The sequence below is a fragment of the Paenibacillus xanthanilyticus genome (assembly GCF_042682185.1).
In the GTDB taxonomy this organism is placed as follows: Bacteria; Bacillota; Bacilli; order Paenibacillales; family Paenibacillaceae; genus Paenibacillus_Z; species Paenibacillus_Z xanthanilyticus.
In genome coordinates this window covers 1,137,342-1,160,828 of record NZ_JBHUHA010000002.1, presented here as the reverse complement: position 1 = coordinate 1,160,828, position 23,487 = coordinate 1,137,342, and the positions used below count along the sequence as shown (strand labels likewise).

At 59.8% G+C, this 23,487-nt stretch carries 12 protein-coding genes and 1 riboswitch; of the genes, 9 read left to right on the top strand and 3 right to left on the bottom strand.

Annotated features, from left to right (window positions below):
• The first annotated feature begins 312 nt into the window (after nucleotides 1-312).
• The 8 genes from ACFSKT_RS22235 (at nucleotide 313) to ACFSKT_RS22200 (ending at nucleotide 7,337) form a co-directional block, all read left to right on the top strand.
• Nucleotides 313-750: a MerR family transcriptional regulator gene (locus ACFSKT_RS22235; RefSeq protein ID WP_377716433.1), complete on the top strand. Its 438-nt coding sequence runs from the start codon at nucleotides 313-315 to the stop codon at nucleotides 748-750.
• Between the two features lie 70 nt (nucleotides 751-820).
• On the top strand, nucleotides 821-1,735 hold the full coding sequence (locus ACFSKT_RS22230; protein WP_377716434.1) for a DMT family transporter: 915 nt from the start codon (nucleotides 821-823) through the stop codon (nucleotides 1,733-1,735).
• Between the two features lie 401 nt (nucleotides 1,736-2,136).
• Nucleotides 2,137-2,451: a hypothetical protein gene (locus ACFSKT_RS22225; RefSeq protein ID WP_377716436.1), complete on the top strand. Its 315-nt coding sequence runs from the start codon at nucleotides 2,137-2,139 to the stop codon at nucleotides 2,449-2,451.
• Between the two features lie 248 nt (nucleotides 2,452-2,699).
• Nucleotides 2,700-3,653, top strand: coding sequence for an SMI1/KNR4 family protein (locus ACFSKT_RS22220; RefSeq protein WP_377716634.1), 954 nt, complete (start codon nucleotides 2,700-2,702; stop codon nucleotides 3,651-3,653).
• Between the two features lie 11 nt (nucleotides 3,654-3,664).
• Complete coding sequence (locus tag ACFSKT_RS22215) at nucleotides 3,665-4,219, top strand: hypothetical protein (RefSeq protein ID WP_377716438.1); 555 nt, start codon at nucleotides 3,665-3,667, stop codon at nucleotides 4,217-4,219.
• Between the two features lie 42 nt (nucleotides 4,220-4,261).
• Complete coding sequence (locus ACFSKT_RS22210; protein WP_377716439.1) at nucleotides 4,262-4,651, top strand: hypothetical protein; 390 nt, start codon at nucleotides 4,262-4,264, stop codon at nucleotides 4,649-4,651.
• A gap of 254 nt (nucleotides 4,652-4,905) precedes the next feature.
• Nucleotides 4,906-4,990: riboswitch (cyclic di-GMP riboswitch) on the top strand.
• A gap of 71 nt (nucleotides 4,991-5,061) precedes the next feature.
• Nucleotides 5,062-6,558, top strand: a complete 1,497-nt coding sequence (locus ACFSKT_RS22205; protein WP_377716441.1) for a diguanylate cyclase domain-containing protein — start codon at nucleotides 5,062-5,064, stop codon at nucleotides 6,556-6,558.
• Between the two features lie 86 nt (nucleotides 6,559-6,644).
• Nucleotides 6,645-7,337 carry an MBL fold metallo-hydrolase gene (locus tag ACFSKT_RS22200; RefSeq protein WP_377716443.1) on the top strand — a complete coding sequence of 231 codons (693 nt, stop codon included), beginning with the start codon at nucleotides 6,645-6,647 and terminating at the stop codon, nucleotides 7,335-7,337.
• Nucleotides 7,338-7,463: 126 nt separating this feature from the next.
• On the opposite strand, the gene ACFSKT_RS22195 is transcribed toward ACFSKT_RS22200, so the two are convergent.
• From ACFSKT_RS22195 to ACFSKT_RS22185, 3 genes are all read right to left on the bottom strand, one after another.
• Nucleotides 7,464-8,663, bottom strand: a complete 1,200-nt coding sequence (locus ACFSKT_RS22195; protein WP_377716444.1) for a serine hydrolase domain-containing protein — start codon at nucleotides 8,661-8,663, stop codon at nucleotides 7,464-7,466.
• A gap of 205 nt (nucleotides 8,664-8,868) precedes the next feature.
• Entirely contained in the window at nucleotides 8,869-9,603 is a 735-nt protein-coding gene (locus tag ACFSKT_RS22190) for a suppressor of fused domain protein (protein ID WP_377716446.1), read from the bottom strand.
• A gap of 102 nt (nucleotides 9,604-9,705) precedes the next feature.
• Entirely contained in the window at nucleotides 9,706-11,088 is a 1,383-nt protein-coding gene (locus ACFSKT_RS22185; protein ID WP_377716447.1) for a cryptochrome/photolyase family protein, read from the bottom strand.
• Nucleotides 11,089-11,257: 169 nt separating this feature from the next.
• Here ACFSKT_RS22185 and ACFSKT_RS22180 point away from each other — a divergent pair, with 169 nt between their 5' ends.
• Complete coding sequence (locus ACFSKT_RS22180; RefSeq protein WP_377776346.1) at nucleotides 11,258-23,470, top strand: fibronectin type III domain-containing protein; 12,213 nt, start codon at nucleotides 11,258-11,260, stop codon at nucleotides 23,468-23,470.
• Nucleotides 23,471-23,487: the final 17 nt, after the last annotated feature.

Sequence of the window (23,487 nt, the reverse complement as noted above, 5' to 3'; positions counted from 1 at the left end):
TTTATAAGTTACACGTTTATAAATCATCTTGTATTTCACGATCGCCGAATGCTGCATTCCCAATCCTTGGATTGTGAACGCAAACCAATCCGCTTCTCCGGAATGAAACTTGCTGCGCCGCCAATGGGCGACAGCCGTTTCACCTTGTATAACCAAAATCTAACGTTAACGTAAGCTTCGGAATCTGGTATGGTAGGGAGATCATGAACACCCCAGGCGAAACGGCTATCGCCGTCTTTTGCGGCGAGGCGCGTGTCGTGCCAAACGGATTGGTTTGCGTTCAGGTGGACGAAAGGAGGCCGCTTCCGCCCGATGACGGAAATCCGGAAATATACGGTGGAGGAAGTGACGCGGCAGCTCGGCATTACCGCCCGGACGCTGCATTATTACGAGGAGGTCGGCCTGCTGCCAGGCGTCTCCCGCACCGAAGGACGCCATCGGCTCTATTGCGAGAGCATGCTGGCGCGCACCCGGCATATTCTGAAGCTGAAGCAGGTGCTGGGCGCTTCGCTGCAGGAGATCCGCGATATTTTGCAGGCAGAGGAAGAACTCGACCGGCTCAAGGCTTCCTACTACCAGGAGCCGCATACGGAAGAAGAACGCGATGCGCTGCTGGAGGAGGCCGCGCAGCGGCTGGAGGACATTCTCGGACATATCGACGAGAAGATGGAGAAGCTTCGGATGCTCCGCGACGGCTTCGCCGAGCGGCTCGCGCGGGCGAACGCGCTGAAGCGTCGGCCGCGCGGCTAGAAGATGGGGATGGGGGAATCCGTCTCCGTCCCGAAGCATTTATATTGGCAATCAAGGAGAACACACTATCATGTCAGATCGTACGGTATATCTTAAATTATGGGGCGTCTCCCTGCTGTGGGGAGGCAACTACGTGGCGAGCGCGTACATGCTGCGCGAATTCTCTCCGATCTTCTTGTCGTTCGCACGGCTCGTCGTCATGTCGCTCTTCCTCATCTCGGTGGCGATAATTAACAAATCGATGCGGAGGCCGACGATGCGCGAGTGGGGTCTCTTGCTCATGGCGGGCATTACCGGCACGCTGATTAACCAGCTGTTCTACTTCACCGGGCTGCAGGAGTCGACGGCGGGCAACGCGGCGCTGATCGTCGCGCTGTCCCCGATCGCCACGACGCTGCTGTCTCGCGTCTTCCTGAAGGAAGTCATTACCGGGCAAAAGCTGGCCGGCGCGATCATCGCGCTCGTCGGCGTCGTCTGCATCGTGCTCTACGGAGGCAAAGAGCTTGGCATCTCGCACGGCGACGTATACTTGCTGGTCGCGATGCTGGGCATGTCCGTCAGCCTCTTGTTCATCCGCAAGCTGACGGCGGCGATGTCCGCGTACGAGGTCACGATCTACGCCACGGTGATCGGCACGATCCTCATGTCGCCGGCCGTCGCGGTCGAGGCCATCAGCGGCGATCTGCATGCGAGCCATCGGGTGCTCACGTGGATGCTGCTCGTCTGCGTCGCCGTCATCGGCCAAGGATTGGCCGGCTTCTGGTGGAATTCCGGGATCGCGGTGGCGGGCGCGTCCATGAGCGCGATGTTCATGAACATACCGCCGTTCATCGCGATTATCGTCAGTCATTTCGCGCTGGGCGATCCGATCCTGCTCGCGCAGCTCGGCGGCGGCGTGCTGATCCTGGCCGGCGTCGCGATCACGAACATGAAGCGGCGGCTGCCGCGCGAGCCGAAGACGGGCTTGGGGGTTAAAGGCGCCTAGCCGCTGTTGATTTCGCATAGAGGACCTGCTTGTCTGCGTTTGCGCGCTTGCGCACCGCGGCGGGCAGGTTTTTTGCATGGGAAGAGTAGGTCCATAACCACGAGAGAGTTATATTTTTTGAATGGATTTACAAGACGAACGTTAGTGCGAGGTGATACAATAAGCAAGATTTTGTAATTTGATAGAAGGTACTGGGAAAGGAGATATCGATGGCTTGGCGTCTGTTGATCGCGATTATCGCAACTGGCGGCATATACGCGAAGCATCGCTACTTCTTTAGCCCGTTTCTTCATTCTTCGGAGAGAGCACCCGGCATCGAGTGGAGTCGTTGGGGCTTGAAGACGATGAACAATAGATGCTTGGACCAGCGTACACCTGAACGACAGAGGAGGAACTCCGAGATGCATAATTCGGATTTGAAGCTGCTTATTGCGCAATATGAACAGCTGACGATCGAAGAACAACGTAAAATCGCGACGGCGCTTGAACGGCATTTTGGCCGCGAGATTCGGTTTGACGAGCCGGAGCTTGCGAAGCTCGAGGCCCCGGATTTGGCCGTTATACGCTCGATGATTCAGGGTTGGCTGATGACGAAGCAGTATGTGCCGAATGTGAAGGATGCCTATGAGGCGTTGAAAGGAACGGAGCTGCCGCGTAAAGTCTCGTTCGGCCGCCGCATTCGAGGCGAGAGCGACGCAGAGTCATCCGGCGACTGAATCTGCACAAGCTCGAGCCGGCGGCATGGCCGGCAATCTCAAACCTACGGAGCGGTCGTTCGTCGTCGGCTCCTTTTTGGGCTGCGCGAGAATCGGCATCGGGCCGCAAGTCCAAGGAACAAAAAGAGCTTCGGCGTCGTTTAAAAGTTAAAGGTACAGGCAAATTGGAATTCATGGTACAATATGGTTCCTTGACGATCGGATCGAAATCGCAGGAGCCTTGCATAGAGGGGGAGAGCAGGTTGGATATGAAGCTGGCGGACAGGCGCCATTATGTGAAACTGCGCGATTGCAGCGAGCTGGAGGCGATGTTCTTCGAGCAATTGCTGGAGACGGAAAGCATCCCTTATTTCCGCCGCGAGCCGGGGGCCGGCGGCTATATGCGCGTGTTCATGGGGAGCGCGCCGTTCCCGATCGAGCTTCACGTGCCAAGTGACCGGTACGAAGAGGCGGATGAGCTGATCACCGCGTTGACGGCTGAGGCCGATTGGCGAGAGGAGCTGGTCGGGCCAGCGGAGGAAGCGGAAGAGGAAGGACGCGACAAAGCCAAGCGGCGTCCACGTTACTGGCGACGAGGCTTAGCGGCGTTGTTTCTGCTGGTGTTGATCTCCGTGAATCCGCTCTCGGAATACGAGGTGTCGAGCACGGTCATGAGCCTGGTTGAGATGCCCTATGCGGAATTGATGGACGGTTCGATGGCTCCGACGCTGTTGATGCCTGGCGAGCCCGAGGAGCCGTACGCGGAAGTCTCATTGCCGCCGCCTCCCGAGCGCGAGATTGCCGGCGAGCCCGGCGAGTTCCCGTATCCGCCCGCATTCCTCCGCATGCTGGAGGAGGGGGCGCAGCCGGAGTCGGTCATGCAGGTCGTCCTGCCGGACGGCGAAGGGACGCTGCTGCTGAGCGGATTTTTGAACTTCAATCCAACCAGCGACGATTATTTGCCCGCTAAACATCGGATGTTCGCGGAGAGCCGGGGCTTTCCGGATAAGCTCGTTCCGTTCGCATGGGATCCGTTCGGCGAATATTATTTCTTCGATTACCGCGAAGAAGCAGGCGACAATCCGCCGATCGTGCAGGTGGTGGAGGAGTGGGAAGAAGGCGTGTATGCGGATGGCATGGCAATAACCGGCGTCGAGACCATGCCGATTGCGGCTTCGTTCGAGGACTTCATGGCCAGCTTGACCGAGATGACGGACGAGTAGGAGGGCACGCCATGAACCGCAACTATAAATCGAACGGCTTCATACTCGCCGCCGTCGCTCTGCTTGCGATCCTCATCCTTTACACGTCGGGCAAAGACAAGCAGCTTTACGGCAATGATAATCAGTCGGTGATTGAGGTTATTCAATCGATCGACAGCTATCGCGGCGCCGCGGTCGAGCTGCTGGAAACCCGGGATATCGGCGCTGACCGCTACGTGGCGTTTTTGGCTGATGGCAAACCGGCCAATATTCATTTTAAGCAAAATGACAAAGGGAACTACCCGATGATCGATACCGAAGGACCGGCAAGGCATGATTTTGCCGATTTTCTTATATTTCCGGATAAGGAGTCCGGAAACCTGCCGCAATTTCTATTCGTAGCCAATGAACGAAGCGAAGTCGCCAAGCTCGAGCTCACCGTGAACGACGAGACGATCGTGCAGACGTTCCCTGTCCGCCAGAAGACGGCGACTTGGCTCGAGCTGCCGAATACCGAGGAACATGCCTACCGTTTCGCTTACAACTACTACGATGAGGCGGGCAGCCTGCTTCATACGCCGAACTAGCTTCGGAGCTGCGAAAGCTTGCCATCTTCGGAGGTGAAAAGGATGACAATCCGTCGAATAGGGGCCTATGTTACCGGCCTCTTGCTCCTGTGCCTGGCTGCAATCGCGGGGATGATCCTCTGGAGCAAAAGCTATTATCCCCCTCTCCCCTTCGATTCCGTTAGCCGTAAAGAGGCGCTCGCGATCGTCCGGCAGGCGCCCGCGGACACGCTGGCGAAGGTGGGGGAGGACGCGCGCTCCGACTGGTATCTGACGAGGACAAGCGATGCGAAGGAGAAGGTCAAACGATGGTTCGCGGAGCGAGGATGGACGTTCAAGGATCAAGAAGGCGCCGGTCTGTTCTTCGAGCGGAACGGCCGAACGGCGATCGCCACGACGACACAATGGACGGGGCGTTACGTGCTGTGTCAGATTCCGGCGGATGTGACGTGAACGGGATGTGCCTGGATGCATACAAGCCCTCGGCGGTCATATGCATGACGCGCCATACGATTCAGAAGCCTTCGAGCCCGCTAAGCAGCGGAGCCGGAGGCTTTTTATAGAGCTGACGGAGAAGACCTCGTTCTGCCTAAATCGACAATTCCTTGCCATGTATACCTGTCTGCATCCTGTTCTTGTAAGTATTGGTCATGGAAAATAATCGCCAATCGCTGTATAACTAGATTACGATAATATGACCTATCACGATCACGTTTCGGCAAACTTACTGAAAAGTAAGGACGCAAAGTCATGGGCCTAACGCGCGCGCGCAACGGCTGCCAGACCGCTTGCCCCGAGGCATTCGCGTCAGAAGCGGATGCCTTTTTGCCCTATATATACCAAGTATGCACGGGGGAACAACTATGAATGCACGATCGCGGCCTAACGCCCTTGTACTTTTTACTGTTTTTCTTTGTTTTCAGTTCTTCGAGATGATTCGTTCGGACGGGGATAGCGACCTGCTTTACGTGATGAATATCGTGGCTCCGGCACTCGCGATAGCCTTCATGCTGCCGATGCTGAAACGGGTTGAAGCCGGAAAGCGTCGATTTTGGCGATTGATCGTCTTTACGCTGGTGCTTGAAACGCTCGCGCAATCCATGTGGGCGGCCAGCGATTGGATCTGGCAGACCCCCACGCCGGAGCTAAGCGCGGCAGATGTGCTGTGGCTGCTGCAGTCCGGACTGCTCGTGGTGGCAATGGCGCAATTGGTGCGCGGCGGCAAGGAGCGGTTCCGTCTCGTCACCGACTCGCTCTCGCTCTTGGTCAGCCTCTTGGTCGTTAGCTGGGAATTCGTCATCAAACCGGCGTATACCGATGCGTGGACCGAAGGGATCGACCTGTCGGTCGCGGTCAATATGCTGTACCCGATTGCCGATGCCTTGATGCTGTTTATTCTGTTCATCTGGGTGTTGAATAGCGATCGTCTATATAGCCGGGCGGCCCGGTCATATATTGTCCTCGCCTTCCTGCTTTATATTGCCGGCGATACAGCGTACTGGCTGTTCGTGGATATTCGGGAGCTGGATATCGAGGGCTATCTGGATGCCTGCTGGAGCGTTGGCGCATTCGCGTTGGCGCTGGCTTGCATGCATGAGGCGACGGATACGCGGAACGCGGCGTCGAACGAGCTGCCGCAGCAAAACCGAGTCTTTCAGATGATCAAGTTCGGCGTGCCTTACTTGGGTCTCATGATTGTGACAGGCATCATTCTCATCGACCGGATGAACCCGTTTATCCAATACGCGCTGCTGTTTATCGTCGTGTTGATTATCATTCGTCAGGTGCTGTTCTTTGCGGAGCGGGAGCGCCTGCACGAGCGGCTGCAATCCACGCTGGCGATGACCGAATTCGTAGCTCGTCATGATGGCTTGACCGGGCTGCTCAATCGAAAGTCGTTCCTTGAGAAATTGGAGGCGTCAATCGATGAGGCTGCCCGATCCGGAGAGCAGGTCGCGGTCTGCTACTTCGATCTGGACCGGTTCAAGCCGGTGAACGATCAATATGGCCATCGGGCAGGCGACTTGCTGCTGCAAGCCGTAGCCGACCGGCTTCGGGTGCTGCAGGAGGAGAACGTCACCTTCGCGCGGCTGGGCGGAGATGAATTCGCACTCATCATGGAGCATGCGACTCGAGCGCGCGTCGGACAGCTGGCGGCGTCGATCGCGGCCTGCCTGTCGGAGTCATACCGCATCGAAGAGCTGGAGCTGCACGTCTCATCCAGCATCGGCGTCGCGCTCTACCCGGACCATGCCGCGATGTCGGTGGAGCTGATCCAGCTGGCGGATGCCGCGATGTATATGGCCAAGCGCAAAGGCGGATGCCAGGCGGTGTTTGCTCCCGCACAACCGGGCGGTTGACACCGTGAGCCGAAGCAGGCATGATGCAAATATAACCCGATGCAGCGCTACCGGGCTCCATATGAACCAAGATGGGGAGTGAGGACATGGCCTTAGGGAACCAAGGGCTTCAGACAATCGTATTCCAGATGGATGTGAACGGCAATCCGTTCGTCGTCCATACCGCTTTGCTGGCAGACGAGCAAGGCGCGATTCTCGTCGATACGGGCATACCCGGGCAGTTGGAGCTGATCCGCGGGGTGCTGGAGCAAGCGTCGCTGCCGCTCGCGGAGCTGTCGACGATCATCATTACGCATCAGGACCGCGACCACATCGGCAGCCTGCCAGAGCTCGTCGATGCGACCGGAGGTACCGTACAAGTATGGGCGCACGAGGTCGGCGTGCCTTACTTGGCGGGCGAGATGCCGCTGTTGAAGAGCAAACAGCTCGCCGTGCCGGTCAAGGTCGACCGCGCGCTGCGGGACGGAGATGTGCTGCCCGTGGCAGGAGGACTGCAAGTCGTGCACACGCCGGGCCATACCCCGGACCACATCTCGCTGTATCATCAGCCGAGCAAGACGCTGATCGCGGGCGATGCCTTGACCGCGGCGGACGGCGTGCTCCGCGCGTTCGACCCGCGCCATACGCTCGATCCCCGCACGGCGCTTGCGAGCATCGCCAAGCTGGCCGAGCTGGATATCGAGACGGTCATCGCCTATCATGGCGGCGTCGTGACCGGCGGCATTCGCGAACGTCTGCGTGAACTCGTGGACACCACGATCCTCACCGATCCGGCATAATGCATAAAGCGGCCTCTTCCCTTCGCGGGAGAGGCCGCTTTTGTCGTCAGGTCGAGGTACGTGTGGGTAAAGAGAAGACGTTCGTCGGTGTTGCCTAGAGATGCGCCAAGGTGAGGGGCCGTATCGTTACATGCCCGTCTCCGCAACCAACCGTTTCATCAACGCATGCAGATTAAGCGCCCGCAAATTCAAATCCAGCTCTTGGTTGAAGAAGGCGATGAAGCCCGATTTGGTGTCCGGATTAAACGCCGTAATCGTCGTCACACCGGGATCGGATCCGCTGTGTCCGAGTGTCGTTCCTTTGGCGACGCCGTCAAGATAGAGGGAATTCAGCACGTCGTACGACCAGCCGAGCGCCTGGTTGCCTTCGTCCGCCTGCGGTTTGAACATCTCCGCAATTGAAGAGGCCGTCAAAATACTGCCGTGCTCGCCGCGCCCGCCGTTCATGATAGCCAGATAGAATTTCGCGAAGTCGGCGGCTGTCGTCTTGAGCGCCCCGTCCGGATACGTCGGGAACGAATAAGGCGTGATGGGCTTGTTCTTTGCTTCATAGGGGATCGCGAGCCGCGTAGGATCCGTCAGATCCGCGTGCAGCCACTTCGTGCTCGTCATGCCGAGCGGGTCGAAGATGTGCTGCTGCGTGTACGCCGGGAACGGCATGCCCGATATTTCTTCGACCAGGTAGCCGAGCAAGCCGTAACCAATGTTGCTGTACGCGAACGTCGTGCCAGGTTGTTTGTTCGTAAAATTCTTTTCCTCGTCGTACCACTTGCCGCCGGATACGAGAAATCCGCTCAGGAACGTCTCCAGTGAAAGGGGAGAATCGCCGCCGCCGTCATGCAGCGTGTAGAGACTATCGTAGACGTCCCAATTGTTGTCGATGCTCGAGGTGTGGGTAAGCAGCATGCGGAACGTTATCGGCGTGTCCGTGAACTTCGGATGCGCAACGCGGAACGGCAGGTACTCGTTGATGTCGTCGTCAAGCCCGATGCTCCCCTTCTCCGCCAGCTGCATGACCGCCGTCGCCGTCACGGTCTTGGAGACCGAGGCGATCTGGAACATCGTCTCGTCCGTCACCGGTTTGTCCTTCTCCGCATCGGCCATGCCGTAATGGATGATGCGCGCGAGCTTGTTGTCTTCGATGAGGGCGATGGATGCGCCGGTTATGCCGGATTTGTTCATTTTGGCCTCGACGAACCGGTCTAGATCCCGCGGATTCGTGAAATCCACGTGCACGTACATGAGTACCCCGAGCGTCAACGCTGCCGCGCCCAGCAGCAGGCCGATGATTTTCCAGACACGGCCTTTCTTTCGTTTCTCCTTCAACGTTCTCTCCACCTTTCGCCGGCTTTTGTTGCTATCCATAGATTACCAGCGGCGGTGCGGAAGGGACTCATTCCGGAGGCTTGATGTGCTCCCCGTCCAAGGGCGGAATTCGTCTCCGGCTGGAAGCGGAGCGGCGTAAAAGGGGGCTGTATACATGAAAAAGCCGCTTCTCTTCACGGAGAAACGGCTCGTGCTCACGATAAATTTAAAAAAGACCGAACAGCTTTTTCTTGGCGACGTTCTTCCGGTCCAGCTGCACCACTTCGTTCACGCCGGCTTGATCCAGCTTCACGCGCAGCGCCTCCGTCCCTTTCGACAGCTTGAGATCCATCTCTTCCGCGTAGAGCGGGATTAAGCTGAAGAAGTGCACATCCTTGTCCGGTTCCATGTTCAAGGTGAAGAAGGCGTGCAGATCGTCGACGATCGTCGGCAGCTCGACCAGCATACCGGCCAGCTTCGTATTGCGGGCATACGGTTCGGCCGGATCGCCGTTCGGAATCGTATGCGCGTGATACAGCCAGGTGCCGTATTCATGCGGAAGGCGAGCGAGCATCTTCAGCATGCGGACCGGCCAGTAGTGCTCTTCGTTCCGGAACGCCTCTTCCGACATCGGCCACGACGGCGGCAGACACAGCATGAGCTCCGCGAAGCGGAAGTTCTCGGCGCCCTCGGGCACCGTCATGGGCCGGTTGCTCATGCCGCACGTCACGAGAGTATGGTAATTGCGCTGCGGCGTCGGCGGCACGAATAGAATATCGATATGCACCAAGTCCGAGACGATTTCGTGGAACACGTTCGCGACCGGCCCGATATGCTGCTCGACATGGGCGGTAATGCGCGCGATGGCTTGCTCGTCGCCGGCCGCGAAATCGATCTCGCGCTCTTTCGCTTCGTGGCGGTAAATGGGAATGCCGGATGCGGAAACTTCTTGGTTGCTCATGGCAGCCTCCTTAAATTTGGACGAAATGGCTTGTCCATCTAACTGTACGACGAATCGGCCGGTTTGTGAACGGCTTCTTGGCGTAATTGGACAACCCGGCGACTATTCTTCGGGCGGCTCGTCCGGCCGAACGGATGGGCGAAGAATGTCGCGGTACGCTTCGATGGCGAGCGCCCGCGAGCGCTTCAGATCGACGACCGCTTCCGGTATCGGCTGATGAATCTCCTTGTCCGGGAGATGGGCTAGATGCGGCAGCCAGCGGCGAATGTAACTGCCGGACGGGTTGTGCGTCATCGATTGCGTGACCGGGTTCATGATCCGGAAGTAAGGCGCGGCGTCATAACCGAGCGAAGAGCTCCACAGCCAGCCCCCGCGGTTCAGCGTGTTGTCGTAATCGGCAAGCATATCCCGGAAATAATCTTCGCCTTTCGTGAACGGGCAGCGCAAGTTTTTCGTCAGGAACATGGCCGCGATCATGCGCAGCCGGTTCGGCAGCTCGCCCGTCTCGCGCAGCTGCGTCATCGCGGCGTCGATGATCGGAATGCCGGTTCGGGCTTCGGCCCATGCGTCAAAATACGTCTCCGACAGCGGGCTAAGGTCAAGCAATCGCTCATAGGCGAAGTAGTCGGGATTCTGGCGGGCTTGCATGAGATAGAAGTCGCGCCAGGCAAGCTGGCGAATCCACGATTCCGCGCCGTCGCGGCCGGCGACGGTCTCGTACGCCAGACGCGGCGAAAGCGTGCCATGGTTCAGCCAGCGGGCAAGTCCGCTTCCGGCGTCCACGGCGTAAAGGTCCCGACGCTCGGCGTAATCCGCCAGGCTCGATTCCGCGAAGGCGGCCAACTGCTCCAGCGGGCTTTCCTCCGATGCGTTCGCCTTCGCCGCCGCCGTCAACCGCGAGAAGATGTCCGCCGGCAGGCGGAAGCGGGCATCGATGCCGCCCTCCAGCTTGCGAATCGTCTGCAGTTCGGCAAGACGGGTTTTCCCGGAGGGAGCGTAGCATTGGCGCATATAGCCGAGCCACATGCGGTAGAAGGGCGTGAACACTTTATAGGGCTCGGACCGCTTGGCGAATTGGTCGAAATCCGCCAAGTCGACGAGCGGCGCGTCGTCATAGGCTTTGTATCCGCGGCCGTGCCGCTCGCAGATGAGCTGCAGCCGCGCGTCGCGCCGCAGCGCGTACGGCGTGTAATCCGCGTGCACGACAAGCCCCGCGATCGGCATCGCCAGCAGGAGCGCTTCCGCGATCTCCCCCGGATCGCCATAGAGCAGATGCAGCGTCCGGTTCGCCGCCTTGTAGTCGGCGAAAAGCCGGGCGAGCGCGCGGAGGAACGTTCGTCCGCTGTGGCTGTCCAGACGCCGGCGATCGGCAAGCGCGGGATCGAAGACGAACAAGTGAATGCCTTCGCCGCCGCGCCGCCGGATCGCGTCGAAGGCGCGAAGGTCGTAGCCGCGCAAATCTTTGCGGTGCATGAAGAGGTACATGGGCCGGCTCCTTTCGTTAAGTAAGAGTTCAAAAAGTCGACGATTCACCTCTTTAATAAAAGTTTAGCATTGACCCGATATTTTTGAATAGACAGAGAAGATTAACCAATGGTATACTCCCAAACATGTGGATACGGTACGTATCTGAACGTGAAAAGGAGCATATAGCGTGAAGCAGCTAAAATTGAATACGCGGAAGCGATGGACCAGGCGATTGGCCATGGTGCAGACTGGCGTCCTGCTCATCGGATTGTCGGCCCCATTTGCGCATGCCTCGCAGACCAGCGATTCCCAAACCATTCAGCATTTATTCGAGCAATTCCTGCAAAACAACCCCCAGATTGAACGCAGCACCTTGGATTCATCCGCTTTACCCCCCAATGCTTCAACCACAGCTTCACCACCAACCTTAACGAATACCATTAAGATCGCAACCCTGGATAACGAACCATCCTCCCAAGATTCATCATCCGGCGACACCGGGCAACCCGCGCAAGACGAACCATCTTCTTCCGATTCCAACTCATCTCAACCACCCATTTCAAGCGAAGATATTTCTGATGATGTACCCGATCCGAGTTCGAATGATTCGGCGGGCGGCGATGATGGCGGCCAATCTTCCGGTGAAGCGCCGACGGACGATGGCGGCATCGAAGCGCCAAATGATGGCGAAGAGCCTGGACCATCGAGCGAAGATGGTGAAATTCCCGACGAAAATCCTGATCCATGGACGTCATTCGCGAATCAATGGGCGTTCGGCCATATCGAGACCGAGGCTGCTTCCGCGCTCGTCGCGGCAAGCGGAGCGATGCCGAAGACGACGGTCATCGCGGTAGTGGACACGGGCGTCGACGCGACGCATCCGCTGCTCGATGGCGCCGTGCTGCCCGGCATCGCGTGCACCGGCGAAGGCGAGGGCATATGCGACGGCGACGATGCCGGCGATGCCTCCGAGTCCGGTCACGGCACAAGCGTAACGGCGCTAACAGCCGGATTAGCTAAGCTAGCCGCGCCGCAGGCGCAAATTCGCGTGCTGCCCGTGGCAGTAGGCGACGAAGACCGCGAAGAGCGGCTGGACCGCTTGGCGGCTGGCGTCCGAGCGGCCGCCCAGTGGGAAGGAAGCGGCGGCGAGAAGGTCGGCGTCATTCTGATCGGTCTTGGCCAGCGTTATCCGGGCTTGCCGTTCAGACTCTCCGAAGCGGTCGAAGAGGCCCGGCAAGCGGGCATTCCGATTCTTGCGCCAGCTGGTAACGATGGCAATCCGATCGTCATGGAAGACGAGGAGATCGGCTCCTATTACCCGGCGGCGCTGCCTGGCGTTACTGCCGTAGGCGGTTACGACCGATTGGGCCGGCCGATCTCCAATAGCGGCGCTTCTCTTCTTCTGCCGGGCGAGGCGTTATTCACGGCCTCGATCGGCGGCGATTACGCGGAGAATAGCGGAAGCGAATATGCCGCTGCCCTATCGGCTGCCGGAGCGGCCATTATCCGGGCGTATAGCGAGACGCCGGCGGAAGAAGCGCTCACAGGCGGCATGCTCAGCGGCACATGGAGCTTGAAGCGCGCGCTCGAGACGGCGTTCCCGGACCCGAACGACAAGACGGCGCCGGCATGGCCGGATGGCGCGCAGATGACTCCAATCGGGATCGGTTACGCCAGCGTCAAGCTGGATTGGCCGCTCGCGCAGGACGACAGCGGAAGCGTTCGTTACGAGGTCACCCAAGCGGGCGTCAAATTACCGGGGAACTACTTGCCCGGACAGACGTTCGGCGGCTTGAAGCCAGGCACGGCCTATGCGTTCGCCGTCGCGCCGGTCGACCGCTCGGGCAATCGCGGCCTTCCGCTCGGCGTCTCGATCGAGACGAAGGCGGTATCGCCGATCGAACGCATCACGGCTGCGGCCGATGGCGCAAGTCCGAACGGAGACAGCGAGTTCGCCTCCGTCAGCGACGACGGCAACCTGATTGCTTTCGAATCGGAGGCGAGCAATCTCGTCGCGGGCGACGGCAACGGGGAAGCGGATATTTTCGTCCGCGATCGCGCGGCCGGCACCACCCGGCTGATCAGTCGCTCTTCTTCGGGCGGCGATTCGGACGGCGGCAGCTATGCGCCTCTAATTAGCGGAGACGGCGCTTATGTGCTCTTTACCTCCCACGCGTCCAACCTCGTGAAAGGTTTGGAGGCTGGCGAGACGGAAGATCTGTATTTGGCGAATCTCAGGACCGGCGCTATCGAGCGAGTGGCGGAGAACGTGATGGCCGGCTACATCTACAATACGGCGCGTCCTTACGCCATGAGCGATGGAGCCCGGTACATCGCGTTCTCCTCCTATGCCGCCAACGGCACGGCGAACGACTACAACGGCACATGGGACGTATTCGTGAAGGACCGGACGACCCAGACCGTCACGCGAATTACGGACCGTCTGCCCGACTTCTTCAATTCGTCTCAGCTGGACATTACGCCGAACGGGCGGTACGTGACTTTTGCCATTAATCAAATCGGCTTGCTGCAAGAAGACATCAATATTGACGACGACATCTATGTGTACGACACCTTGTACGGGGAGTATGAGCTGATCAGCCATAATCCGCAAGGCTTATCCGGAAGCAATAGCAGCCGTAATCCGTCCATCAGCGACGACGGCCGTTACGTGACGTTCGAATCATTCGCCGGCGATCTTAGCGACGAGGATCAAGATTATACGAACGATGTGTACGTCTACGACCGGAAGACGCGCAGCTTGAAGCTGGCCAACTATACGGTGGATGGTCAGGCAAGCGGAGGAGAGAACGTGCTGGCTTCTATGAGCGGCAGCGGCCGGTTCGTGGCCTTCGAGTCCGACGACAGCCTCGATCCGTCCGCCGTTAACCGAAGCGTATATATCCGCGATCTGAAGCGGGGCATGACGTATTGGATGGGGCAATCCCCGACGGGCGAGTCGGCCAATGCGGACGTACAGCGTCCTTCGATTAGCGACGACGGCAGCCGTCTCGTCTTCCAATCCCGCGCGTGGAACCTCGTGCCGGGACAGGAGGAGGGCGCGGGCTACACGGAAATTTATTATGCGACATCTCCTGTCGAGCTGGACAATGAAGCGCCGGTGTGGGAAGACGGGGCCGAGCTGAAGGTTGCGCAATATGGTTCGACTTATGCCGCGCTGCAATGGCCGCAGCCGAAATCGAGCTCGGGCGCACCGCCCGCTTACCGGATTTACCGGAACGGCGAGCTCGTCGGCTCGACGACAGAGCCTTCCTTCCTGGTGACGAATTTGAAGCCGGGCGCGAGCTATGCATTCAAAGTCGTGGCCGGCAGCGTCGACCATAAATGGGGGAGCCAGGCGCTTGCAACGAATCTTACGACGCTGGCCGAAGCGGAGACCGACGCGCCGAGCGGCGTGTCGGACGCGAGCCTCTCGATCCAGCCCGGACAGGTCGCCGTCAGCTGGACCGATCCAGCCGATCTGGATTTCATGTACGTTCAAGTGCTCTGGCGCAAGCTCGGCGCGCCGGATGACAAGACGAACGCGACGCGCATGCTGCCCAAGGGCAAGCAGAAGGCGCTCATTACGAATCTGGTCAACGGCACCACGTATCAATTCGCCTTCGCGGTCTATGACGCCGAAGGCAACAAACGCGTCTATTCGGCCGATAGCGTCACGATGGGAGCGGGTCCTCGGATCGCCCGCGTGGCGGGCTCCGATACGGACGGCGACAACATGTCGGGCTACGGCGGTATTCAGATCAGCGCCGACGGCCGCTACGCGGTGTTCGAATCTACCTCGCCGCGGCTGGCGGAAGGCGATACGAACGGCGGGTTTGACGTATTCCTTTACGATTACGTGGATGGGACCGTTCAGCTGATCAGCCGTGACGAACTCGGCATGCCGGGCGACGGCCAAAGCATGAAGCCGGACATTAGCGGAGATGGACGTTTCATCGTCTTCCAGTCGGATGCCCAGAATTTGATGGGCGCGGTTTCTTCGGGAACGGATACGCAGATTTTCGTCATGGATCGCGACGCGGACGGCAACGGGAAGTTCGACGAGCCCGGCGGCGTAACGTTGAAGCGAATCAGCGAATCCCCGATGGGCGATCCGGCCAACAATCACAGCGAGCTGCCTTCAATCAGCGCGGACGGCAAGACGATCGTCTTTATCTCGCGCGCGGATAATCTGTCCGGCGTCAAGACGAACCAGACGGAGCAGCTCTACATCTACGATAACGGAAGTCGAGAAGGCGGGCTGACCTTGCTCTTGAACGCCGAAGGCAAACTGCCGAATGCTTCGATGTCCGAGCCGGACGTCAGCGGCGACGGCAAGACGATCGTATTCGGCACCAATGCGACGAATCTAGCGCCGGACACGAACGAGTCCGAGGACGCCTACTTATACGACGTGGCGACAAAGACATTCACGCCGCTCACTCATTTCGAGAATGATAATCCGTTCTATTATAATGATGTGAGCCAACCGACTGTCAGCATGGACGGCAAACGGGTCGCATTCGCGTATCACGGCTACGAATTCAGCGGATTCGATATCTACGTGTACGACCGCGGCGGCGATGCGCCGACCGTAAGGCGCATCACCGACAAGCCGAACGAAGAGCTGTACTACATCAACAGCAAACAGCCGTCGATTAGTCCGGACGGCCGCTACGTAGCCTTTAGCTCGGATCTGCCGAATTTGGTCGCCGGGGATAAGAACGGTAACACGGACATCTTCCTCTACGATCTGCAGGAGAACAAGGCGAGGCTGGTTAGCCGCGCGTTCAACGGCGAGCAAGGCAACGGTTCATCCTACAACCCCGCGGTCAGCGAAGGCGGCAAAGTCGTCGCATTCCGCTCGGTCGCGGAAAATCTCGTCACGGGCGATTTCAACGGCGTCGATCTGTTCGTCACGGAGACGGACGAGGAGACGGGCGAAGGCGAGCTTGCCGCCTTGGCGGCCGAGCTGCTGGGAGACGGCAAGGTGAAGCTGACTTGGAGCGCGCCATCCGCCGCTGGCGATATCGCGGCGTATGAAGTCGTCCGCACGGGCAGCAATCAAATGCCGGTGACCATCGCGACGCTTGACGCAGACCAGCACACGTACACGGACCAGCCGGACATGCAGGACGTGTTCAGCTACCAGATCATCGCCGTGGATCGGCAAGGCGCCAAGCGTCCGTATTCGGAATCGAAAGTTATCCGCGTGACGGATCTGGTAATCCGGACGGTCAGCTACCATACCCCGCTCATGCAGAACCGATACGCGGCGGTCGGCGGGCGGATCGCGGTCAGCGCGACCGGCACGTCCGAAGCTGCGGCTGCAGCGGTGCTAACCTATCGGTACGGCGCCGAATCGCGAACGGCCGAAGTCGCGCTCACGGAACGGACGGCAGGCGGCTACGAAGGCGCATTGACCGTGCCGGAGGGCGCTTCCGAGTTGATTGCGCTTCAGATCGTGCTGGCTAAAGACGGCAACGAGGTCGCCAAAAGCGCGCTCACCGGTTCGATCCGAGTCGGCGGCGCCATGCGCTTCACGTTCGATACGCCGCATGGCGAATTGCTCAAAGACGCGTATTTATCGGTTTCAAGCGCGGCCATGAAGGCGCGCGCAGGTCTCAAGTTATCCGGCGGCGGCGAAGTGGTGCTGAACGGCCTGCCGCAGGCGAGCGACTACCGGATTAGTCTCGTGACGGACTCCGGTTTGGAGCTGCTGGCGAAGCCGGGCGACCGTATGTATACCGTGACTTGGGGCTCGGAAGAGAAGTTGAATTTGGTGCCTGGTTTCGAATCCACCTTGTTGACGAGGATCATCGGTCCGGACGGCAATGCGCTGCCCAACATCGACGTCACGATCTGGGATGAAGCGAGCGTGGTCCTTCGAACCGGCCAATCGTCGGCTCAAGGCACGATCAGCCTGCTCAAAGGCCGATATTCCGGCGAGAAGCTGTCGGTGGAAGCTAACGATGCTTCACGGGAATACTTGTGGCAATCGAAGGATATTACGCTCTCTCCGGGGACGAACGAGATCGTGCTCGCCCTGGACGAACGACCGACAGCGAAGGTAAGCGGGAAGGTCGCGTATGCCGACGGCAGACCGGCGGTCAAAGCCGACGTGACGTTGATTCAAACAGTCGACGGCAGCCCGCTGACGAAGACGGTGAAAACCGACGCAAGCGGCAGCTACGCGGCGGATGTCTTCGCGGGCGAACTCAAGCTGCTGGCCGCGGTCGCCAAGTTCGGGCGTTCCCAGGCGAAGTCGCTTACACTTGCGAGCGGAGCGTCGCCTACAGTCGACTTGGAGCTCCAAGAAGGCGAACCGACGTCCGTCCGTATAAACCTCTATACGAAGCATCTCGGCGCCGAGTGGGTGGGACCGCTCGAGCTGGATTGGCGGACGATCGCGCACTATCATTTCACGGTGCCGACGCACACGGTGCTCTCCTCGGGCAATCCGATGATGATCAAAGCGTCGCCTGGCGACGAGGTGCGGGTGTGCGCGCGCGGCGTTGAGTCTCGCCTGCCGGACGCATGCGGAACGGCAAAGGTCGGCGAGAACGGCACAACCGAGCTGGAAATCCGGATGGAAGACCTTGGCACGCGCTTCAAAGGCGAGCTGCTGGCGAAATTCGCGCCGGATCAAGGCTGGCCAGCCATGAATCTGTTCAGACTGGACGCGCAGGGCAAACGCCAGCTGGTGCTGGAGAGTGCGATCAAAGCCCGCGCCTTCGAGTTCACCCTGCCGAGCGAAGGGCGCTACGTCGCGCAGATCAAAACCGGCGGCCGCATCGTCGAGCGCGAGTTCGAAGCTAGACGAGGAGAACCGTCCGACCTGGGCAAGATCGCGCTGCCGGAGAAGACTTTCTACGGCGGCCAGTCGGGCAACGGCTTGACGCTGACGCCAGGGAGCGTCGCGCTCGACACCGATTTCCAGGTCCGCGCGACGTTCCGCAATCAGGGAGAGGCCGTGACGGACCAGACCAAAATGCGCTTCATGCTCCCGCAAGGCGTCAGCTATGTGCCGGCCAGCGGCGCCCTGAACGGTCAAATTACGATTCCGAATCTTGGCGACGGTTACGTGGAGTTCTCGCTAGGTCAAGTGGCCAAAGGCGAAGCGGGCGTGCTGGTCTTCCGCCTGAAGCTGAGCAAGAGCATGAACGCGGCTTCCGTCGTGCTGGCTTCGGAAATGTCGTTCGCGGCAAGCCGCCAGAATGTCTCCGAAGTCGTTGCCCGCGCGGCCGCGGAAGTCTCGTCGGTTACGCTCGACGCGCCTGATGTGACGGGCCGCCGCGATATCAAGCTGAGCGGCATCGCGAAATCGAACAGTACCGTTCGGATCTACGAAGGCGAATCGCTCCTCGGCGAGACGCGAGCTACTTCCGCGGGAACGTGGAAGCTGCCGGTCAACTTGCCGGATCGCGGGGAAGAGGCGACCTACCGTATCTTCGCCGAATCGGACGACGGCACGGTCAAGACGCCTAGCGATATCAAGCGCATTCGGGTCAGCAAGGCTTATCCGCAAATGACGAAATTTTCGATGCGCCAGGTGGACGGACGGGAAGTCACGTTCGACCCGGGCGACGGCGTGGCGAAATTCCCGTACGTGTTCGCACCGCACCTGCCGTTCATTTTCAAAATCTCCTTTAATAATCCGGACGCGGTGAAGAACGTGAAAGTATTCTCCGGAAGCGAATCGGCGATCGCCGAACGAGGCGACGACGGCGTCTTTACGGCCGTGCTGCAAACGAGCAACCCGGACGGCATCTCCGTCTCGTACGAGGCGCAGGAGGTATTCACCGTGCCGCCGCAGCCGCAGACCGACGAAGAATACCGCGAGCAGCTGCCGCCAGACGTGCAAGACTTCGTGAAGGAAGATCTTCAGCTCAATACGGCGAGCGCGACGGTGCATACCGCGACGATGAAAGGGTCCGTGCCGGTCGAGGGCGGCAAGGTCGGGATGAGCATGAATTACCGGCTCGAGCGGATTGAGAACTATACGCCGCCGGCCGCCGACCGCTCGGGTTCGCCCGTGCGCGGCCTGCGTTTCAACTACAGCCTTAGCAACAATCAGTTGAACGTCTCCATGACGGCTTATATTCCGGAATCGGAATTCGCTTCGCTCGGCGTCGAAGGGGCCATCGCGAAGATGTCCTCCGCCATGAGCGGCGACAAGAACGCGGAGCGTTCGTTATCCGCGTTCAGCGGCGCGGGCGCAGCCATCAAGATCGCGGTGCAAAACGCCATGAAATGGGAAGGCGCGGGCAAAGTATGGACATCGATCGATACGCCGTATTCGATCTTTGACGGCTTGGGCGTCAACGATTCGCTCAAGGAGCTCGGCGACATCGCGCTGTCCGCGGGGGGATGCTCGCCGGGCGTGGCGCAGCAATACGCCGACGAAGCCAACGATATCGCCAAGCTGGCGATGGCTTACGAACTGGCCAAGTGGTCGATGATGCTCGGATCGCTCGTGGCCGGTCCGGCCACGTTCGGCTGGGGTACCGTCGGGCTGTGGATGCTGACCAACGGCATCGGCAAAGTCATGGATGCCCACATCGGCGCGAAAGTCGACGATCTGAAGGCGCGCGTGGCGAACGATGAAGACTGCCGCGACGACGAGGACGACGACGAAGATGACAACGACGATGACAACGACGATCGCGATGACGACCGCGATGATTCCGAGGATGTCGCCGATCCGGTCTGGATTTACGATCCGAGCGGCTACGTGTACGAGGTGACGGAAGCCCGGCGCGTGCAAGGCGTCAAAGCGACGGTCATGTACAAGGACGAAACGACCGGCGAGTGGAAGGTATGGGACGCGGACTGGTTCGGCCAAGTGAACCCGCAATTTACCGATACCGCAGGGCGTTACGGCTGGGACGTTCCGCGCGGCTTGTGGAAAGTCGTGTACGAGAAAGAAGGATTCGTCACCGCGGAGAGCAGCGAGCTTCCGGTGCCGCCGCCTCACTTCGACGTCAACATCCCGCTCGTCTCCGTATTACCGGCGACGATGACCGATGCGTATGCGCAGGCAGGCGGCTCTGCGATCGACCTCGTGTTCGATCGACATGTACGGCTCGATACGATCGAGGCCGGCGGTATTGCCGTCATGGCCGAAGGCGACGGTGGCCAACCGTTGGAAGGCTTGTTCACAGCGGTGGATGAGACCGATTGGAAAGGGATAAAGGTCGCCCGCCATATCCGGTTTACGCCGGCGACCGCCTTGCAAGCCGGTGCGGTATACACCGTCGCGGCGAGCAGCGCGGTGCTGAGCTACAATAACATTCCATCCGGTGCCGACACGAATAAACAAGTGACGGTCTCCGCAGCCGATACGACGGCGCCAATGGCTGTCACGAATCCGGCAGCCTTCGCGGAACGACGCGCGTTGCTATTGACCTGGGAAGACCCGGCCGACATCGACTTCAAGCAGGTCGAGCTGACCTGGAAGCCGAGAGGCGGCAAGGATCCCGCCCAGACGGTCGCAATTGCCAAAGGACAGCAATGGGCGCGGTTATCCGGTCTTGAGACGGGAACGGAATATCAGATCGCCTTCCGTTCGATCGACGAGACGGGCAACGCCGCCGAGACGATCATGATGAAGACGACGATCGCCGCGGACGAGACGGCGCCAGACACGGTCGGACCGCTCGACGTGACGAACGTTAGCGCGACGCCAGGCCGCGATAAATTGACGCTCACCTGGACCGATCCGACCGCGACCGATCTGGCGAACGTGCAGATCACGTGGCGCGAAGCCGGCACGGAAGCGGTTCAAGGACCGGTTACGGTGGCCAAAGGCGAGCAGACGTATACCATCGCCGATCTGAAGAGCGGCACGGCGTACGAAATGATGTTGACCGCCTTCGATGAGGCGGGCAACGGCTCGTTCGGCATTACCGAGACGGCCCAGACGAAGGGCGAAATCAACGAAGTGACCAACGTCAAAGCCGAACCGAGCCTCGATAAGCTCAAGCTGACGTGGACCGACCCGACGTTCGCGGATCTGAAGCACATTCGGATCACGTGGCGCGAAGAAGGCGCGGCAGCCGAGCAAGGAACAGCGACGGTGGAGAAAGGCGCGCAAACGCACACGATCACCGGTCTCAAAAGCGGCACGAAGTATGAAGTGACGCTCATTGCACTTGATAATGACGGCAACACCTCGACAGGGGTTAATGTCACGGCGCAAACGAAGCAAGCGCCGACGAACCCGACTAACGTCAAAGCCGAACCGAGCCTCGATAAGCTCAAGCTGACGTGGACCGACCCGACGTTCGCGGATCTGAAGCACATTCGGATCACGTGGCGCGAAGAAGGCGCGGCAGCCGAGCAAGGAACAGCGACGGTGGAGAAAGGCGCGCAAACGCACACGATCACTGGTCTCAAAAGCGGCACGAAGTATGAAGTGACGCTCATTGCACTCGATAATGACGGCAACACCTCGACAGGGGTTAATGTCACGGCGCAAACGAAGCAAGCGCCGACGAACCCGACGAACGTCAAAGCCGAACCGAGCCTCGATAAGCTCAAGCTGACGTGGACCGACCCGACGTTCGCGGATCTGAAGCACATTCGGATCACGTGGCGCGAAGAAGGCGCGGCAGCTGAGCAAGGGACAGTGACGGTGGAGAAAGGCGCGCAAACGCACACGATCACCGGCCTGAAGAGCGGGACGAAATACGAAGTCACGCTAGTCGCAGTCGACACCGACGGCAACGCCTCGACGGGTGTTAAAGTCACGGCGCAAACGAAGCAAGCGCCGACGAACCCGACCAACGTCAAAGCCGAACCAAGCCTCGACAAACTGAAGCTGACGTGGACCGACCCGACGTTCGCGGATCTGAAGCACATTCGGATCACGTGGCGTGAAGAAGGCGCGGCAGCCGAACAAGGAACAGCGACGGTGGAGAAAGGCGTGCAAACGCACACGTTCACCTCGCTGAAGAGCGGCACGAAGTATGAAGTGACGCTCATTGCACTCGATAATGACGGTAACGCCTCGACGGGTGTTAAAGTTACGGCGCAAACGAAGCAAGCGCCGACGAACCCGACGAACGTCAAAGCCGAACCAAGCCTCGACAAGCTCAAGCTGACGTGGACCGACCCGACGTTCGCGGATCTGAAGGAAATTCGGATCACGTGGCGCGAAGAAGGCGCGGCGACGCAGCAAGGCCCGGTCACAATTGCAAAAGGTGCGGAAGCGCACACGATCACTGGTCTCAAAAGCGGCACGAAGTATGAAGTGACGCTCATTGCACTCGACACCGACGGCAGCGCCTCGACGGGTGTTAAAGTTACGGCGCAAACGACAACCGCCGGCGGTGGTGGCGGTGGTGCTCCCGGTGGCGGAGGTGCCCCAGGAGGTGGCGGTACTCCCGGCGGTGGTGCCGGCAATGGCAACGGTAACGGAAACGGCCAGCAGCCGGATATCGATACCGGCTCCCTCGCGACAGGACCAAGCGGCGGTAACTATCTGCTGCTGGACGGGAAACTCGCCGTCGTCGTGCCGGCGTATGCGTATGCCGCGGATACGTCGATCGCCGCGAAACGGAAGCCGGTCGGTTCGCTTGCCGGAACGTTATTGAAGCCGGCATCCGAAGCCTATGAGCTGACCGGGGCGGCACCGTCCAAGCCGATTGAGCTTACGCTATCGTACAGCAAGCCGCAAGCGGCAGGCATCGATCCTCGGAAGCTAGCCGTGTATCGCCTGCTTCCGAACGGACAATGGCAGCTGACCGGCGGTCTTGTCCGGAAGAACAAGGGCACCGTGACGGTAACCATCTCCAGCCTCGGCACCTATGCCGTCCTGGCAGCAGAGCCTCGCTTCGCCGATTTGCAAGGTCACTGGAGTCTTGCCGACGTGGAAGCGCTCGTCAGCCGCGGCATGATGGACGGCGTTGGCGGCGGCGAGTTCAAGCCGAACCGTCAAGTCACGCGCGCGGAAGCGGCGAAAATGATGGTGACGCTGGCCCTTTCCTTAGGACGCTTCTCGGCGCAAGCGGACGTAAGCTTCTCCGACGTCGACGCCGATGCGTGGTACGCGGATGCGGTCCGTCAGGCGCAGTCGCTCGGCATCATCGAAGGCGCCGGCGGCAGGTTCAGACCGAACGATCCCATCACGCGCGAGGAGCTGGCGCTTATGTTCGCCCGCGCGAGCGGCGCCGATCTGGCGCAGATGGCTGACCGGGCGGATCAGGTCCTGGCTCCATTCGCCGACGGCGGACGAATCCCGGCCTGGGCACGCCAAGCCGTCGCTTTCGCGGTGGAGGGCGGCTTGATGAAAGGGGCGCACCATGCGCTGAACGGCGACGGTCTGGCCACCCGCGCCGAAGCGGCGGTCATGCTGCTGCGGACGCTGGAAGCCAAGTCGCCGCTCGCGGCCGACTGACGAACACGCAAAACGAA